The sequence below is a fragment of the Saccharopolyspora erythraea NRRL 2338 genome, from assembly GCF_000062885.1.
Lineage (GTDB): Bacteria > Actinomycetota > Actinomycetes > Mycobacteriales > Pseudonocardiaceae > Saccharopolyspora_D > Saccharopolyspora_D erythraea.
Genome location: NC_009142.1, coordinates 6758143 through 6775163 on the forward strand (window position 1 = coordinate 6758143; position 17021 = coordinate 6775163).

Sequence of the window (17021 nt, forward strand, 5' to 3'; positions counted from 1 at the left end):
TTCCGTCATCTGCCGGGGCGGTCGAGCACCTGCAGCGCCAGCCACAGCTCGGCGCGCACTCCCGGCTGGTCGAGGCTGCGACCCAGCAGGTCCTCGACCTTGCGCATGCGATTGCGCAGGGTATGCCGGTGCACCCCGAGCCGGCCCGCGGCGGGGTCCCACTGGCCGTGCTGGGCCAGCCACTCCCGCAGCGACTCCACGAGCACCTCGTTCGAGCGCACCGGCTGCAACAGGGCCTCGGCGAAAGCCCTGGCGTCGCCGTCGGGAACCAGCCGCAGCAGGCCGCCTCCGGCCAGCTCGCCGAAGCGCACCACCGCCGCGGCCCCGCCGCGACCGGCGGCGTCGGCCGCCTGCCACGCCTGGCGCAGCCCGTCAGCGAGCCCGGCCTCCCCGCAGGGGTCCGACACCCCGATCCGCACCCCCGGCACTCCCGTCAGCCAGTCCGCGCCCGACTCGGCCGCGAGCGCGACCACCGCGCCGTCGTGCTCGGCGAGGAACATCGGGGAGCTCGGCTTCTCGGTCTCCAGCCACTGCAGGAGCTCGTCGGGGTCGCGGCCACCGCGCAGCACGAGCACCCGCACCGGTTCCGGCGGCAGCTCGGCGTGCAGGTCGCCGAGCACGTCGCGCACCGGCTCGCCGCGCAGCATCAGCCGCAGGAATCCCGAGCGCAGCCTGCGCCGGGCCGACCCCAGCGCCTCGACCTGCTCCAGCGCCAGCGTCAGCAGCGAGGCGGCGGAGTTGATGACGTGGTGGTCGGTGGTGCCCAGCGGCTCGTCGCGGCCGACGACCAGGAACCCGCGGGCCCGGCCGCCCAGCGCCTGCATGCTGACCTCCTGGCCTGCCACCGACACCCCCGCCGCGGCGAGCCCCTTCTTGGCGCGCAGCCGGTCGACGTCGGCGGCCAGCGCGGGCAGCCGGGAGGCGGCCGAGGCGGGAGCGACGTGCATCAGTCCGCCCGCCGCGTCGAGCAGGAGCACCCAGGCGTCCAGGAGCGACGACAGCTTGCGCACGACCGCGGCCAGCCCGTGCGCGGTGCCCGCGGCCCGCGCCAGCTCGTGCTGCGCCCGGCTGGTGCGGCGCAGCCCGGCGTACTCCTCGGCCGCGATCGCCCGCGACACCGCCTTGCTGATCGCGATGAACGGCGTCCGCCTCGGGACCTCCAGCAGCGGCAGCCCCGCCCGCGCCGCGGCTTCCTCGAGCGCAGGCGGGACCCGCTCGTGGCTCAGGCCGACGCCGAACCCGAGCCCGGCCACGCCCACGCCAGTCAGCCGGTCGACGAACTCCGCGCAGTTCTCCGGCCGGAGCGAGAGACCGGTCGTGAGCAGCAGCTCCCCGCCCTCCAGGAACGGGGTCGGGTCGTCCAGCTCGCTGCCGTGCACCCACGAGATCGGCCGCTCCAGCGCTTCGGCGCCGGCGTGCGCGACCAGACCCAGCGCGCGGTCGGCGGCGAGCTCCCGCAAGGTCAACGACATCGCGAACCACCTGACAGAACGTTGAAACAGCGGCCGGCATTTAACCAAATTGTCCACTGCCGGTCGCGACGCGCACCCCGGAAAGTGGTCGCTGCCAAGACGTGAAGGAGGTCGCCAGTGACCACAACGATGTCCCTGCCCCAGGTCCGCGAGCTGCGCACGGAGATCCCGGGCCCGCTGTCGCGCGAGCTGCAGCAGCGCCGCACCGCCGCGGTCGCCGCCGGCGTCTCCAGCGTGCTGCCGGTGTTCGTCACCGAGGCGGCCGGGGGCGTGCTGCGGGACGTCGACGGGAACTCGCTGATCGACCTCGGTTCCGGCATCGCGGTGACCAACGTCGGCAACGCCGCCCCGGAGGTCGTGGAGCCGGTGCGCAGGCAGGCGGGCGAGTTCACCCACACCTGCTTCATGGTCACGCCCTACGAGAACTACCTGCAGGTCTGCGAGGAGCTGGCCCAGCTCACGCCCGGCGACCACGACAAGCGCAGCGCGCTGTTCAACTCCGGTGCCGAGGCGGTGGAGAACGCGGTCAAGATCGCCCGCCGAGCCACCGGCAGGCAGGCGGTCGTGGTGTTCGACCACGCCTACCACGGCCGCACCAACCTCACGATGGCGCTGACCGCCAAGTCCAAGCCGTACAAGCACGGCTTCGGGCCGTTCGCACCCGAGGTGTACCGGGTGCCGATGTCCTACCCTGCGCGCGACCAGCGCAGCGGCGCCGAGAGCGCCCGCGAGGCCGTCGACCGCATCGAGAAGCAGCTCGGCGCCGACACCGTGGCCGCGGTGATGATCGAGCCGTTGCAGGGCGAGGGCGGCTTCATCGAGCCCGCGCCCGGGTTCCTGCCCGCGATCTCGAAGTGGTGCACCGACAACGGCGTGCTGTTCGTCGCCGACGAGATCCAGACCGGCTTCTGCCGCACCGGCGCCTGGTTCGCCTGCGACCACGAGAACGTGGTGCCGGACCTGATCACCACCGCCAAGGGCATCGCGGGCGGGCTGCCGCTGGCCGCGGTCACCGGCCGCGCCGAGCTGATGGACGCGCTGCCCCCGGGCAGCCTGGGCGGCACCTACGGCGGCAACCCGCTGGCGTGCGCCGCCGCGCTGGGCTCGATCCGGGCGATGCGCGAGCAGGACCTCGCCGCCGCCGCCCGGGGGATCCAGGACGCGGTCATGCCCCGCCTGCGCAGCGTGGCCGAGTACACCGACCGGATCCTCGACGTCCGCGGCCGGGGCGCGATGATCGGCGTCGAGTTCGTCAAGGCAGGCGGCGACGAGCCCGACCCCGAGCTGACCTCGCGGATCGCGAAGACCTGCCACGAGAAGGGCGTCGTCGTGCTGACCTGCGGCACCTACGGAAACGTCATCCGGCTGCTGCCACCGCTGGTGATCGGCCACGACCTGCTCGACGAGGGGCTGCGCGTCCTCGAAGAGGCCATCGTGGAGCACACGCGCTGAGCGCAGGCCCCGAGACCGGGCCCGGGGGGACTCGCCGGGAGACCTCGCGGCCCGCGCCGGGCCGGTCCCTGGTGCGAGCACCTCACCAGGGGCCGCCCGGACCTGGAAGCGCCCCTCGCTCTCACGCCCGGGAGCGAGGGGCGTCCGGCGTCCCGGCGCCCCGCCGGCCCCGGCTCAACGCAGCATCGAAGCCACCGCGTCCGGAGTGCGGCCGACGACCGCGGTGCCGTCGTCGGCTGTGATGATCGGGCGCTGGATCAGCTCCGGGTTCGCCACCAGGGCCTGGATCCACCGCGGGCGCTCGGCGGGCGTCCGCTCCCAGGTGGAGATCTCCAGCCGCTTCGCCGTCTCCTCACCGGTCCTGGCGATGTCCCACGGCTCCAGCCCGAGCCGGTCCAGCACCTCGGCGAGCTCCCGCTCGTTCGGCGGGTCCTCCAGGTACTTGCGCACCGTGTAGTCGGCACCGGCCTCGTCCAGCAGCGACACCGCCGACCGGCACTTCGAACACGCCGGGTTGACCCAGATCTCCATGCGCCGCCACTCCTCCCTAGGCACCTCGACCGGCCGAGCCTAACCGTCGGTGCGCTCGGCTAGCGTCAGCGCGTCGCCGTCTCACGCTCGGCCCCGCCCGAACGTCTACCGGACGGAGGACACGAGGACCCGAGGAGACGACATGAGCACGGTGCACGCGGCGATCGACTCACCGGTCGGCGAACTGACCGCCGTCGCCACCGACGGCGCGCTGGTCGGCCTGTACTTCGAGGACCACCGGCGCAGGCCCGGCGACGAGAGCATGGGACCGCGCGTGGACACCGGTTTCGAGGAGACCGAGCGCCAGCTCGGCGAGTACTTCGCCGGCGAGCGGACCACCTTCGACCTGCCGCTGGCCCCGCGCGGCGACGAGTTCCACCAGCGCGTCTGGGAACTGCTCACCCGCATCCCCTACGGCGAGACGCGCACCTACGGCGACCTGGCGCGCGAGCTGGGCGGCGTCGGCTACTCGCAGGCGGTCGGCGCGGCCAACGGCCGCAACCCGCTGTCGGTGATCGTGCCGTGCCACCGCGTCGTCGGCGCGGACGGCAAGCTCACCGGTTACGCCGGCGGCCTCGAACGCAAGCGGTTCCTGCTCGCGCTGGAGGAACCGTCGGAGGCGAAGGAGGGCAGGCTGTTCTGATGCCCGCCGACCCGACGCCCGCCTCCGACGAGCACGCCGCGGACTCCACCGGCGCGGTGATCTGCGCGGACGGCCTCGCCCGGCCGCCGTGGGCGGCGAGCGACCCGCTGCTGCGCGACTACTACGACACCGAGTGGGGCATGCCGGTGCGCGGCGAGCAGGCGCTCTACGAACGCATCAGCCTGGAAGCGTTCCAGGCCGGCCTGTCGTGGGCGACGATCCTGCGCAAGCGGCCCGCGTTCCGCAAGGCGTTCGACGACTTCGACCCCGAGGCGGTCGCCGCCTACACCGAGGCCGACGTCGAACGGCTGCTGGCCGACCCCGGGATCGTGCGCAACCGCCTGAAGGTCCGCGCGACCGTCACCAACGCCCGAGCCACCCTCGCGCTGCGGGCCGAGGGCGGCCTCGACGCGCTCGTCTGGTCGTTCCGGCCGGAGACGACGCCGGCGCCGCGCACGACGGCGGAGGTGCCGACACGCTCCCCGGAGTCGGCCGCGCTGGCCAAGGCGCTGCGCCGCAAGGGCTTCGCCTTCGTCGGCCCCACGACGATGTTCGCCCTGATGGAGGCGATCGGGATGGTCGACACCCACCTCGTCGGCAGCCACCGGCGCGGCACCTCGGGCATCTGGACCTGACCCGGCCGCATCGCCCAGGGGCCCACTCCTCGGCGGCGAGCTGGCGCTGGCCGCGGCGATCTCCTGCCCCCGGTGTCGCGCACGGTGCACGGCACGCACATCTCCGACCTTGCGGAGTCCTCGTCAGAGTTCGAGCACCAGACGTCGTCCCGCATCCACATCGCGCATTCCCAATGGGCGCTGCCCGGTTCGATCACCACTCGTCCTCCGCGTGCGCCGGCAACTGCCGACCGGCATCGGCAGCCATCGCAGCGGAACCGTCACTCTCTCCGAGGAGTTCGAGGGCGGCGTCGATCTCGCCGTCAGAGACTCCCGTTCGAGGTACTTGAGGTAGTGCCGTGCCGCACGCGCATGGAACTGCGAGCGCGTGAGACCCGAACGCTTCGCGCTGCGTCCAACCTGCGCGAATGTCTCCCAGACGCCCGGCCTACTCCTCGGCGGCGAGCTGGCCGCAGGCCGCGGCGATCTCCTGCCCCCGGGTGTCGCGCACGGTGCACGGCACGCCCGCCTCGCGCACGCGGCGCACGAACTCGCGCTCGACGGGCTTGGGGCTGGCGTCCCACTTGCTGCCCGGCGTGGGGTTCAGCGGGATCAGGTTGACGTGCACGAACTGGCCGAGGTGCTTGTGCAGCAGCTTGCCGAGCAGGTCGGCGCGCCACGGCTGGTCGTTGATGTCGCGGATCAGCGCGTACTCGATCGACACCCGCCGCCCTGTGTGGTCGGCGTAGCCCCTGGCCGCCTGCAGGACCTCCTCGACCTTCCACCGGTTGTTGACCGGCACCAGGGTGTCCCGCAACTCGTCGTCGGGGGTGTGCAGCGACACCGCGAGCGTGACGTGCAGGTCCTCGGCGGTCATCCGCCTGATGGCGGGCACGAGGCCGACCGTGGAGACCGTGACCGAGCGCTGCGACAGGCCCAGGCCCTCGGGCGCGGGATCGCAGATGCGGTGCACCGCGTTGATCACGCGCTTGTAGTTGGCCAGCGGCTCGCCCATCCCCATGAACACGACGTTGGACAGCCTGCCCGGCCCGCCGGGCACCTCGCCGTCGCGCATCATCGCCGCCGCCGAGCGGACCTGGTCGACGATCTCGGCGGTGGACAGGTTGCGCTGCAGGCCGCCCTGGCCGGTCGCGCAGAACGGGCACGCCATCCCGCAGCCCGCCTGGCTGGAGATGCAGACCGTGGCGCGGTCCGGGTAGCGCATCAGCACGCTCTCCAGCAGCGTGCCGTCGTGGGCGCGCCACAGCGTCTTGCGGGTCGTGCCCTCGTCGGTGTCGAGGTTGCGGACCGGCGTGAGCAGCGTGGGCAGCAGGTCGGCGCCGAGCTTGGCGCGGCTGCCCGCCGGGATGTCGGTCATCGACTCCACGTCGGCGTTGAGGCGGCCGAAGTAGTGGTGCGCGAGCTGGCGGGCGCGGAACGGCTTCTCGCCCAGCTCGGTGACGGCCGCGCGCCGCTCGTCGGCCGAGAGGTCGGCGAGGTGCCGGGGCGGCATGCCGCGGCGGGGCGCGTCGAAGACAAGCGGCAGGGATGCAGACATAGCGTCCCCCAGTGTCCCACGTCCCGCTTCGATCACACCCCTTGGTGGCGGTCAACGCACCTAGTACAGTTTTCGCCGTGGCGAAATCTCGAGCATCAGCCCGCCGAAACACGTTCATCGCCGTGACGTGCGCGCTGGCGCTCGCGGCGACGGCCTGCGGCACCGTCGCGGGCGCGCCCGCCGACGACGGGCGCAAGCACGTCGTCACGACCTTCACCGTGATCGCCGACATGACCCGCAACGTCGCCGGGGACAAGGTCGCGGTCGAGTCGATCACCAAGCCCGGCACCGAGATCCACGAGTACGAGCCCACGCCGAGCGACCTGCTCAAGGGCGCCAAGGCCGACCTGGTCCTGGACAACGGGCTCGGCCTGGAGCGCTGGTTCGACCGGTTCGTGCAGCGCAGCGAGGCCCGCCACGTCACGCTCACCAGCGGCGTCCAGCCGATGCCGATCCGCAGCGGCCAGTACGACGGCAAGGCCAACCCGCACGCGTGGATGTCGCCGCGCAACGCCGCCGTCTACGTCACCAACATCCGCGACGCGCTCTCCCGCCTCGACCCCGCGAACGCCGCCACCTTCCACGCCAACGCCGACGCCTACCTGCGGCGGATCGGCGAGATCGACCAGTACCTGCGCGCGGAGCTGGCCCGGCTGCCCGGACACCACCGGGCGCTGGTCACCTGCGAGGGCGCGTTCTCCTACCTGGCGCGCGACGCGGGTCTGCGCGAGGCGTACCTGTGGCCGGTCAACAGCGACGAGGAAGGCACTCCGCAGCAGATCAAGGACACCACCGGCTTCGTCCGCGACAACCAGGTGCCCGCGGTGTTCTGCGAGTCGACGGTCAACGACAAGGCCCAGCGGCAGGTGGCCGCCGAGACCGGTGCCCGGATGGGCGAGAAGCTCTACGTCGACTCGCTGTCCGAGCCCGGCGGCCCGGTCCCCACCTACCTCGACCTGCTGCGCCACGACGCCGAGAGCATCGTGGCCGGGCTGACCGGAGGTGCGCGATGAGCGCCGGGATCAGCGCGCACGGCGTCACCGTCCACTACGGCGAGACGCTGGCGCTGGACGACGTCACCGTGGACGTGCCCGCCGGGCAGGTCTGCGGACTGCTCGGCATGAACGGATCCGGAAAGTCGACGCTGTTCAAGGCCCTGATGGGCCTGGTGCGCCCGGACCACGGCACGATCCGGCTGCTCGGGCGCTCGCCCAGGCAGGCCCGCCGGGAGGGCCTGATCGCCTACGTCCCGCAGTCCGAGGCCGTCGACTGGACCTTCCCCGTGACCGTCGCCGACGTCGTGATGATGGGCCGCTACGGCCACCTCGGCCTCACCCGCAGGCCCCGCGCGGCCGACCGGGCCGCGGTCGCGGCGGCTCTGGAGCGGGTCGGTCTCACCGACCTGGCGGGCAATCCGATCGGCGCGCTGTCGGGCGGGCAGCGCAAGCGGGCCTTCGTGGCCAGGGGGATCGCCCAGGACGCCCGGCTGCTGTTCCTCGACGAGCCGTTCGCCGGGGTCGACAAGCGGTCGGAGGCGACCATCGCCGAGCTGCTGCGGGCGCTGCGCGGCGAGGGGCGCACGATCATGATCTCCACCCACGACCTGGCCAGCGTGCCGGCGTTGTGCGACGAGGCCGTCCTGATCCAGCAGCGCGTGATCGCGCACGGCCCGCTCGACGAGGTGCTCGCGCCGGAGACCCTCGCACGCACGTTCGGCGCCGAGGTGGCCGCCGCCAGGCCGGGCGACGAGGCTGGAGGTGTGCGGTGAGCGCCTCGGGGCACAGCATGGCGTGGCGGGCTGCGGACGGTCCGGCACGCGGCCGGCGGTCGACGGACGATCCGGGAGGAGCGCGGTGAACGACGTGGTGCAGTGGATCGTCGAGCCCCTGCAGTTCGGGTTCATGCAACGGGCCCTGCTGATCAGCGTCGTCGCCGGCCTGGTGTGCGCGGTGCTGTCGTGCTGGGTGACGCTCATCGGCTGGTCGCTGCTCGGCGACGCCGTCTCGCACGCCGTGCTGCCAGGGGTCGTGCTTGCCTACGTGCTCTCGCTGCCGTTCTCCGCGGGCGCGTTCCTGTTCGGCACCCTGGCGGTGGGCCTGATCGCCGCCGTGCGGTCCACGACCAAGCTCAAGGGCGACGCGGCGATCGGCGTGGTGTTCACCGGCCTGTTCGCGCTCGGGCTGGTGCTGGTCTCGCGGATCCCGAGCCAGGTCGACCTCAACCACATCCTGTTCGGCAACGTCTTGGGCGTCTCCGACAGCGACATCATCCAGGTGCTGGTCATCGCGGGCCTGGTGCTCACCGTCGCGCTGCTCAAGCGGCGCGACCTCACCCTCTACGCCTTCGACCCCACCCACGCCCACGCCATCGGCCTCAACCCGCGGCGCATCGCCGCGCTGCTGCTGACGATGCTCGCGCTGACGGTGGTCGTGGCGTTGCAGGCGGTCGGGGTCATCCTGGTGACCGCGATGCTCATCACGCCCGGGGCGACCGCGTTCCTGCTGACCCGCCGGTTCTCCCGGATGCTCGCCGTGGCCGCCGCGCTGTCGGTGTTCAGCGGTGTGCTGGGCACCTACCTCAGCTTCCACGTCGACACCTCGACCGGCGGGATGATCGTGCTCTGCCAGGCCTGCCTGTTCGGCGTGGTCTACCTGGCCGCTCCCGGCCAGGGCCTCGTCGCCGAGGCGCTGCGCCGACGCCGTCGGCGCGCCGCGCGGGCCGCCGCGGTGTGAGGACCGGCCAGGTACGGCGGCCCCGAACAGCCCGGTCGGTGGTGCGGCGCCCCGACACGACCGGTTCATCAACGGGCACGCATCGGTTGCGGTGTCCACGGCTCTATCGTTGAGACCATGACAAGCATGGCCGAGCGTCCGTCGTCCTCCGTCGAGGACTACGTCCGGGCGATCTACGGGCTCAGCGAGCGCGGCGTGCCCGTCACGAACGCGACCCTGACCCAGCGCCTCGGGCTCAGCCCGTCCTCGGTCTCCGGCATGATCAACAAGCTCTCCCAGCTCGGCCTGGTCACCCACGTCCGCTACCGCAGCGTCGAACTCACCCCGCAGGGCAGGCGGCTGGCCTACGACGTGCTGCGCAGGCACCGCCTGATCGAGCTGTTCCTGGTGGAGGAGCTGGACTACACCTGGGACGAGGTGCATCGCGAGGCCGACGCGCTCGAGCACGCGGTCTCCGACGAGCTCGTCGAGCACATCGCCGCCAAGCTCGGCCACCCCACCCACGACCCACACGGCGATCCGATCCCGACCGCCGACGGCGTGGTCGAGAAGCCGGCCACCAAGCTGCTCGACCAGGTCGAGCCCGGCACGGTCGGCACCGTCGCCCGCGTCTGGGACACCGACTCGGAGCTGCTGCGCTACCTCACCGACCACCACATCACGCTGGGCACCCGCATCGAGATCGTCGAGCGCAAGCCGTTCGGCGGGCCGCTGGTGGTGCGGGTCGGCGAACCGCCGGAAGCCCAGACGCACTTCCTCGGGGACGAGATCGCCGCGGCGCTGTCGATCGCCGTCAGGTGAGGCCCGCGCGGCTTCAGGAGGCGTTCTGCCTGCGCAGCAGGCGGGCCGTGCCCATCGCGGGCCGGGAGTTGATCACAGGCGTCGCGGACTGCTGCGAGTCCTGCTTCTCCTCGCCGTAGATCTGGTCGGTCACCAGCCGCCCGTGCAACTCGTCCGTGCGGTGCGCGCCGAGCACGGCGAGCAGCAGGTCGAAACGGCTGTCGGTGAGGACGACGGCGACGTAGCCGAACCCGACCAGCCCGCCCAGGACCAGCGTCGCGATCCACCAGACCGAGACGCCCTGCGCGAGGAACATCACCGCCAGCGCCAGCGCCAGCCCGGAGCCGAACGCCACTCCCCGGGCCACCGTCACCTGGGTGAGCAGCGACCGGAACGCCGGGTACTGCTGGCAGAGCTGGCGGACGATGCGGGCGCGCTCGCGCCGGTCCATCTGGGCAACCTGGCTCAGGCCCGCGGTCACCGGCTTCGCGGCGCGGTCGGCCATGGCTGCTCCTGTTGCCCGTCTGCGTTGCCCTTGCAAGTCCTCGGGTGTAACGCGCACACCCTGAGTGACCGATATAAGTCGATCACGGCTCGCGCCGAGTATCAAGGCGTCATTCGGGGGCGTTCACGTTGCGGAAAAAGCACCGAAGAGTAACTTCGCGGGCCGCCTGGGGTCGGCTTGATACGCCACCCGGTTCTCGTTCGGGCGGTGGCCGCGGCGCCGGCCCGCCGACGATCACGGTACGTGTCACCGATCACTCAGCGCTACCGGTTCCCGGAGCGGTTTCGACGGGTGCCGAGCGCCGGTTGCCAGCACCATTGGTGCGTCGTATCCCGTCCGGAACCGGGAGGCGCAATGCCCAGTGCAGTTGGCTCACCCGCCTGGGTGGACCTGGCCACGACCGACCCCGGCAACGCCCGGGACTTCTACACCGGCCTGTTCGGCTGGACGTGGCGCCAGCAGCCCGACTACAGCGTCGCCTTCGCGGCGAAGACACCTGTGGCGGGCATCCTTGAGCCCGTCGCGGAGATGCCCACGGTCTGGACGCTGTACCTGGAGTGCGGGTCCGTGCAGCGCGCCGCCGACCACGTCCACGCGCTGGGTGGGCAGGTGCTCATCCCGCCGACCGAGACCCCGGCCGACGAGACCTTCCTCGTCGCCCGGGACCCCTCCGGCGCCGTGGTGGGGCTGTGGCAGGCACCGCCGGGCGCGACCTTCGGGCGCGACCACGCGGGGATGCTGTGCTGGGCCGAGCTGCACACCCGCGACGCTTCCTCGGCGGACCCCTTCTACGCCGACCTGCTGGGCTACCGCCAGGAGCAGATCGGCGAACCGGGCGGCGAGTTCGACTACACGGTCTGGTACGTCGACGACATGCCGACCGCCGGTCGCTTCGACGCCTCGGCGGCCCTGCCCACGGACGTGCCGCCGCACTGGCAGCTCTACTTCCAGGTGAACCCGGACCAGGACACCGACAGCGCGGTCGAGCGGGCCGTGGTCCTCGGCGGCAAGGTGCTGCGCGAACCGTCGGACTCCCCGCACGGCAGGCTCGCCCAGTTGCAGGACGTCGTGGGGGCGCCGTTCTTCGTCATCGACACCGCGCTGCGCACCGGCGAGTGAGCGGGACCGCGAGCCGCGCTCAGACCCGCAGCAGGCCGGTGGGCTTGGTCCGCACCCGCAGCCGGTAGCCGACCTCGAGCGTGGTGCCCTGGGTCTCCCGCACCGCCCGCCGGGCCACTTTCGCGGAGAACTCGATGCCGAGCACCGCTTCGAGCTGCGCGCGCTCGGCGAAGCGCCACACCGTGTCCACCGGCCGGCTGTCGAAGCCGTGGCGCTCGAAGAACGCCTCCACCTCGCCGGCGTCCAGGTGAGGGGTGTCGGCGCGCATCCAGTCGCCGTAGGGCGAGCAGGCGAGGTCCAGGTCGACGATCGCGAGCGTCCCACCGGGCCGCAGCACGCGCTCGGCCTCGGCGAGCCCCGGCTCGCAACCCGGTCCGAAGAAGTACGCGGTGCGCGCGTGCACCAGGTCGGCGCTGGCGTCGGCCAGCGGCAGCCGCTGCGCGGGCGCGATCCGCACGTCGGCGCCCGCCACGCCCGCCAGCCGCTCCCGCGCCCGCCGCGCGAGCGGTGGATGCGGCTCAACACCGATCGCGCTGCGCGCGGACTCGGCGAACAGCGCTAGGTGGAAGCCGTCTCCGCAGCCGATATCGACCACGTCCCGGCCCGTCCAGTCGCACCGCTCGCGCAGCGCGCTCCACAGCGCACCCGTCGAGTCCTGGGCGCGGTTCTCGACCTCGTAGACCTCCGGCCAGTGCCAGATGTTCGGGCTGGGCGTGACCTCCGCGCGAGGCCGCGTGCGCCAGGTCCGCATCACACCGGGAGCAGCCAGAACAGCATCAGCCACGCCACCACGGCCGACGGCAGCAGCGAGTCCATCCGGTCCATCAGCCCGCCGTGGCCGGGCAGCAGGTTGCCCATGTCCTTGATGCCGAGGTCGCGCTTGATCAGCGACTCCATCAGGTCGCCCAGCGTCGCGCTGCACACCAGCGCCGCGCCGAACAGCGCACCCTGCCACCACTGCCCGTCGAGCAGCAGCCACACCGACAGCGCCCCGGCGACCACGCCGGCCAGCATCGAGCCGCCGAAGCCCTCCCAGGACTTCTTCGGGCTAACCTTCGGAGCCATCGGGTGCTTGCCGAGCAGGACGCCGAACGCGTAGCCGCCGGTGTCGGAGGCGACCACGCCGATCATGAAGCACAACGCGCGGAAGGCCCCGTCCTCCGGACGCACCAGCATCGCCGCGAACGCGGCGAACATCGGCACGTAGGCGGCGGTGAACACCGAGGCCGTCGCGTCGCGCACGAAGCCGTCGACGCCGTCGCGGAACCGCCACGCCAGGCAGCCCAGCGTGGTGATGGCGAACGCGACCAGCAGCCCCCGCAGGCCGAACGGCCAGGACAACCACACCATCAGCTGACCGCCGACCAGCACCGGCGGCAGCGAGACCCGGATGCCCGCGCCGCGCCGCAACGCCCCCGCCAGTTCCACCGTCGAGACGGCGACCGCGGCCGCGACGACCCCGATGAACAGGAACCGCAGCATCAGCAGCGAGAAGATGATCGCGGCGCCGAGCACCAGCCCGACCGCGATCGCCGCACGAAGATCACGTCCGGCCCTGGAGGGACGCGAAGGCGGGTCCGGAGCTTCAGCGGGCATCCCGGACTCACCTTCGCACTGGCCGGCCGTCACCACTCAGACTTCCAGGAGTTCCGCTTCCTTGTGCTTGACCAGTTCGTCGATCTGGGCGACGTAGCGGTGCGTGAGGTTCTCCAGTTCCTTCTCACCGCGGGTGCCCTCGTCCTCGCCGGCCTCGCCGTCCTTGACGATGCGGTCGATCTCTTCCTTGACCTTGCGGCGGATGCCGCGGACGGTGATCCGGCCCTCCTCGCCCTTGTGCTTGGCGAGCTTGACCATCTCCTTGCGGCGCTCCTCGGTCATCTGCGGGATCGAGACCCGGATGAGCTGCCCGTCGTTGGACGGGTTAACCCCGAGGTCGGAGTCGCGGATGGCCTTCTCCATGGCACCGAGCTGGCTGGCGTCGTAGGGCTTGATGACGACCAGCCGGGCCTCCGGCACGCTGATGCTGGCAAGCTGGTTCAGCGGCGTCGGAGAGCCGTAGTAGTCGACGACGATGCCGGAGAACATCGCCGGGTTCGCGCGGCCGGTGCGGACCGTGGCCAGCTCGTCCTTGGCCACCTCCACGGCCTTCTGCATCTTCTCCTCGCCCTCGAGAAGAGTCTCGTCGATCACGGCTGCTCCCTTTTAGTGTGCCGATCGCTTGACATTGCGGACGTCGCCGGATGCGCGGCGGCCCCGATCAGGATTCCAGCACCATCAGGCCACACCCGAGGCCGGGGTGCTGACCAGCGTCCCGATCTTCTCACCGCCGACCGCGCGTGCGATGTTGCCTTCGGTAAGCAGGTTGAAGACCAGGATCGGCATCTGGTTGTCCATGCAGAGGCTGAACGCGGTCGCGTCGGCGACCTTCAGGCCGCGTTCCAGCACCTCGCGATGGGTGATCGTCTCGAATAGCGTCGCGCTCGGCGTGGTCTTGGGGTCGGCGGTGTAGACGCCGTCGACGCCCTTGGCCATCAGCACGACCTCGCACCCGATCTCCAGGGCGCGCTGCGCGGCGGTGGTGTCGGTGGAGAAGTACGGCATGCCGGTACCGGCGCCGAAGATCACCACGCGGCCCTTCTCCATGTGCCGCGCCGCCCGGCGCGGGATGTAGGGCTCGGCGACCTGGCCCATGGTGATCGCGGTCATCACCCGGGTGTCGATGCCGTGCTCGCGCTCCAGGAAGTCCTGCAGCGCCAGGCAGTTCATCACGGTGCCGAGCATGGCCATGTAGTCGCCGCGGGCCCGCTCCATGCCGCGCTGCTGCAGCTCGGCGCCTCGGAAGAAGTTGCCCCCGCCGATGACGATGGCGACCTCGACACCGTCGGCCACCACCTCCGCGATCTGGCGTGCGACGGTGCCGACCACGTCGGGATCGATTCCGACGCTGCCGCCACCGAACATCTCACCACCGAGCTTGAGCAGCACCCGGCGGTAGCCACCCTTCGACGGGCCCTCGTCGGTCACTAGTTCCTCCTCCAGCGGCGGCAGGTCCTGCGCTGCGCGGTCGCCGGCGGCGTCCGCGCACCTCTTGAGAAAGCGCCCCGCCCTCGCTGCGGCGAAGGCGGGGCGCACATGTCAAATCTCGCCGGGCGCGGTGCCGACCGCTCGGTCGGCACCCTACCCAGCCGGCACCCGGCGTGCTCGCGACGCCGGAGCCCTGCTCAGGCCTGGCCGACCTCGAACCGGGCGAAGCCGGTCACGGTCACGCCGGCCTCGTCGAGCAGCGCCTTGACGGTCTTCTTGCTGTCCTGGACCGACGGCTGGTCGAGCAGCACGTTGTCCTTGTAGAACCCGTTCAGGCGACCCTCGACGATCTTCTCCAGGGCCTTCTCCGGCTTGCCCTCGGCGCGGGCGGTCTCCTCGGCGATGCGGCGCTCGTCGGCGACGATGTCGGCCGGGACCTCGTCGCGGTTCAGGTACTTCGGCTTGAGCGCGGCGACCTGCATCGCGGCACCGCGGGCGGCCTCCTCGCTGTCACCGGTGTACTCGACCAGAACGCCGACGGCCGGCGGCAGGTCGGCGGAGCGGCGGTGCAGGTAGGTGGCGACCTTGCCGTCGAAGGTGGCGACCCGGCGCAGCTCCAGCTTCTCGCCGATCTTGGCCGACAGCTCCTGGACGACCTCGCCGACGGTCTTGCCGTCCAGCGAGGCGGCCAGGGCGCCCTCGAGGTCCCTGGCGCCCGCGGCCTTGACCGCGGCGACGACCTTGTTGGCCAGCTCGATGAACTCGTCGTTCTTGGCGACGAAGTCGGTCTCGCTGTTCAGCTCGACCAGCACGCCGTTGTCGGCGGCGACCAGGCCCTCGGCGGTGGCGCGCTCGGCGCGCTTGCCGACGTCCTTGGCGCCCTTGATGCGCAGGTTCTCAACGGCCTTGTCGAAGTCGCCCTCGGTCGCCTCGAGGGCCTTCTTGCAGTCCATCATGCCGGCGCCGGTCAGCTCGCGGAGCCGCTTGACGTCGGCCGCACTGTAGTTCGCCATCGTGCGTTGTCCGTCCTTCTTCGGAATGTGTGCGCAGTGGGAAAGATCGTTTCCGCCGGGCGGACGGCTCCGGCGGTGGCGCGGCCGCCACGGCCGCGCCACGCGGCCACGCCGTGGCCGCCCGGCCGTCGCACCGGCGGTGTGGCACCGGCCGGTGCGGACCGCGCTTCGCGCCCACCGGGTCGTGGTGGGCGCGAAGCGATCGAATCAGGACTGGGCGGGCTGCTCGCTCGGCGCGGCGGCCTCGGCCTCACCGGAGCCGGCCAGCAGTTCCTTCTCCCACTCGGCGAGCGGCTCGCCGCCGGCCGGCTTCTCCTCGCCCTCGGCGGCACCGTTGGTGCGGCCGCTGCGGGCCATCAGGCCGTCGGCGACACCGTCGGCGACCACGCGGGTCAGCAGCGCGGCGGAGCGGATCGCGTCGTCGTTGCCCGGGATCGGGTAGTCGACCTCGTCCGGGTCGCAGTTGGTGTCGAGGATCGCCACGACCGGGATGCCCAGCTTGCGGGCCTCGCCGACGGCGATGTGCTCCTTCTTGGTGTCCACGATCCAGACGGCGCTGGGCACCTTGGACATGTCGCGGATACCGCCGAGGGTCTTCTCGAGCTTGTCCTTCTCGCGGGTCAGCATCAAGATCTCCTTCTTGGTGCGACCCTCGAAGCCCCCGGTCTGCTCCATCGTCTCGAGTTCCTTGAGACGCTGCAGACGCTTGTGCACGGTCTGGAAGTTGGTGAGCATGCCGCCCAGCCAGCGCTGGTTGACGAAGGGCATGCCGACCCGCAGCGCCTGCTCGGCGATGGCCTCCTGCGCCTGCTTCTTGGTGCCGACGAACAGGATCGTCCCGCCGTGGGCGACCGTCTGCTTGACGAAGTCGTAGGCCCCGTCGATGTAGGACAGGGTCTGCTGCAGGTCGATGATGTAGATGCCGTTGCGCTCGGTCAGGATGTAGCGCTTCATCTTCGGGTTCCAGCGCCGGGTCTGGTGCCCGAAGTGCACGCCGCTGTCGAGCAGCTGCTTCATGGTGACGACGGCCATGGCCTGGTTCGCACCTCGTGTGTCGGGCGCGCCGTTCGGAAACGGGCGCGCGGTTTCGGTTGACGCGGGGGACCGGTGGTCCTCCGCCCTGGTGTCCGGCGGAGCCCCCACCCGCGGCTCGGACCGAGCCCCGGGACCTCGGGGGCACCGCACTCCCGTCGAGAGCTGCCCACGGCGGTCGCCGGCTGATTCCGGCGAATCGACCGTGATCTCTGCGGATGTGGTGCGGACACGCGAAGTCGGCTCCGTGCGGACACGAAACCGCGCCCACGAGTGTACTGGACGCGTCACGCCCAGCCGAGGCCGAGCCCGCTTTGCGCAGGCATGTCCGCCGACAGTGGCGGATTGGTCCGGACCACCGGGCGTTTGTGCCATTGATGCAGGACCCCCGGCAGGGCGGTTAACTCGAATGAACCAACCGCCAGCCTGCGCGCCGTCGGACCGCCTTGGACCGGACTGCCGCAGGGAGCTGGTGCCAGACCGCCGCGGGGAAGCACCGCGGGCCGCGGCCGCCGCGCAGGGCATTTCAAGGCTCCCCTGGTCAAG

18 protein-coding genes are annotated in these 17021 nt (G+C 71.7%); 8 read left to right on the plus strand and 10 right to left on the minus strand.

Annotated elements, in window-relative coordinates; genetic code table 11:
* Positions 1-5: 5 nt before the first annotated feature.
* Positions 6-1472 (minus strand): PucR family transcriptional regulator, encoded by a 1467-nt coding sequence (locus SACE_RS28870; RefSeq protein WP_044547638.1) that lies wholly within the window; start codon positions 1470-1472, stop codon positions 6-8.
* Positions 1473-1601: 129 nt separating this feature from the next.
* On the opposite strand from SACE_RS28870, the gene gabT reads away from it, so the two are divergent.
* Complete coding sequence (gabT, locus tag SACE_RS28875; RefSeq protein WP_009943655.1) at positions 1602-2924, plus strand: 4-aminobutyrate--2-oxoglutarate transaminase; 1323 nt, start codon at positions 1602-1604, stop codon at positions 2922-2924.
* Between the two features lie 174 nt (positions 2925-3098).
* On the opposite strand, the gene SACE_RS28880 is transcribed toward gabT, so the two are convergent.
* Entirely contained in the window at positions 3099-3455 is a 357-nt protein-coding gene (locus SACE_RS28880) for an ArsC/Spx/MgsR family protein (RefSeq protein ID WP_009943653.1), read from the minus strand.
* A gap of 142 nt (positions 3456-3597) precedes the next feature.
* Here SACE_RS28880 and SACE_RS28885 point away from each other — a divergent pair, with 142 nt between their 5' ends.
* Together SACE_RS28885 and SACE_RS28890 are read left to right on the plus strand one after the other, a co-directional pair.
* Entirely contained in the window at positions 3598-4098 is a 501-nt protein-coding gene (locus tag SACE_RS28885; protein ID WP_009943651.1) for a methylated-DNA--[protein]-cysteine S-methyltransferase, read from the plus strand.
* A complete protein-coding gene (locus SACE_RS28890; protein ID WP_009943650.1) occupies positions 4098-4733 on the plus strand; it encodes a DNA-3-methyladenine glycosylase I in 636 nt (211 codons plus the stop codon). Before SACE_RS28885 ends, SACE_RS28890 begins: the two co-directional genes overlap by 1 nt.
* Positions 4734-5160: 427 nt before the next feature.
* On the opposite strand, the gene rlmN is transcribed toward SACE_RS28890, so the two are convergent.
* A complete protein-coding gene (rlmN, locus tag SACE_RS28895) occupies positions 5161-6270 on the minus strand; it encodes a dual-specificity RNA methyltransferase RlmN (protein ID WP_009943649.1) in 1110 nt (369 codons plus the stop codon).
* Between the two features lie 77 nt (positions 6271-6347).
* Here rlmN and SACE_RS28900 point away from each other — a divergent pair, with 77 nt between their 5' ends.
* The 4 genes from SACE_RS28900 (at position 6348) to SACE_RS28915 (ending at position 9803) form a co-directional block, all read left to right on the plus strand.
* The gene (locus SACE_RS28900; protein WP_011874920.1) at positions 6348-7283 is read left to right on the plus strand and encodes a metal ABC transporter substrate-binding protein; all 936 of its coding nucleotides are present in this window, start codon (positions 6348-6350) and stop codon (positions 7281-7283) included.
* Positions 7280-8038, plus strand: coding sequence for a metal ABC transporter ATP-binding protein (locus SACE_RS28905; protein ID WP_009943646.1), 759 nt, complete (start codon positions 7280-7282; stop codon positions 8036-8038). The genes SACE_RS28900 and SACE_RS28905 overlap by 4 nt, the downstream gene beginning before the upstream one ends.
* A gap of 85 nt (positions 8039-8123) precedes the next feature.
* Complete coding sequence (locus SACE_RS28910; RefSeq protein WP_009943645.1) at positions 8124-9002, plus strand: metal ABC transporter permease; 879 nt, start codon at positions 8124-8126, stop codon at positions 9000-9002.
* A gap of 126 nt (positions 9003-9128) precedes the next feature.
* Complete coding sequence (locus tag SACE_RS28915) at positions 9129-9803, plus strand: metal-dependent transcriptional regulator (RefSeq protein ID WP_009943643.1); 675 nt, start codon at positions 9129-9131, stop codon at positions 9801-9803.
* 13 nt (positions 9804-9816) lie between these two features.
* On the opposite strand, the gene SACE_RS28920 is transcribed toward SACE_RS28915, so the two are convergent.
* Complete coding sequence (locus tag SACE_RS28920) at positions 9817-10287, minus strand: hypothetical protein (protein ID WP_009943641.1); 471 nt, start codon at positions 10285-10287, stop codon at positions 9817-9819.
* A gap of 354 nt (positions 10288-10641) precedes the next feature.
* On the opposite strand from SACE_RS28920, the gene SACE_RS28925 reads away from it, so the two are divergent.
* On the plus strand, positions 10642-11406 hold the full coding sequence (locus SACE_RS28925) for a VOC family protein (protein ID WP_011874921.1): 765 nt from the start codon (positions 10642-10644) through the stop codon (positions 11404-11406).
* 19 nt (positions 11407-11425) lie between these two features.
* Here SACE_RS28925 and SACE_RS28930 read toward each other — a convergent pair whose 3' ends face one another.
* From SACE_RS28930 to rpsB, 6 genes are all read right to left on the minus strand, one after another.
* A complete protein-coding gene (locus SACE_RS28930) occupies positions 11426-12157 on the minus strand; it encodes a class I SAM-dependent methyltransferase (RefSeq protein ID WP_011874922.1) in 732 nt (243 codons plus the stop codon).
* Positions 12157-13002, minus strand: a complete 846-nt coding sequence (locus tag SACE_RS28935) for a phosphatidate cytidylyltransferase (RefSeq protein ID WP_011874923.1) — start codon at positions 13000-13002, stop codon at positions 12157-12159. Before SACE_RS28935 ends, SACE_RS28930 begins: the two co-directional genes overlap by 1 nt.
* 36 nt (positions 13003-13038) lie before the next feature.
* Positions 13039-13596: a ribosome recycling factor gene (frr, locus tag SACE_RS28940; protein WP_009943637.1), complete on the minus strand. Its 558-nt coding sequence runs from the start codon at positions 13594-13596 to the stop codon at positions 13039-13041.
* Positions 13597-13680: 84 nt separating this feature from the next.
* Positions 13681-14430, minus strand: coding sequence for a UMP kinase (gene pyrH, locus SACE_RS28945; RefSeq protein WP_009943635.1), 750 nt, complete (start codon positions 14428-14430; stop codon positions 13681-13683).
* Between the two features lie 197 nt (positions 14431-14627).
* Complete coding sequence (tsf, locus tag SACE_RS28950) at positions 14628-15443, minus strand: translation elongation factor Ts (protein ID WP_009943634.1); 816 nt, start codon at positions 15441-15443, stop codon at positions 14628-14630.
* A 207-nt stretch (positions 15444-15650) separates the two neighbouring features.
* Positions 15651-16475 (minus strand): 30S ribosomal protein S2, encoded by an 825-nt coding sequence (rpsB, locus tag SACE_RS28955; RefSeq protein ID WP_009943632.1) that lies wholly within the window; start codon positions 16473-16475, stop codon positions 15651-15653.
* Between the last annotated feature and the right edge of the window lie 546 nt (positions 16476-17021).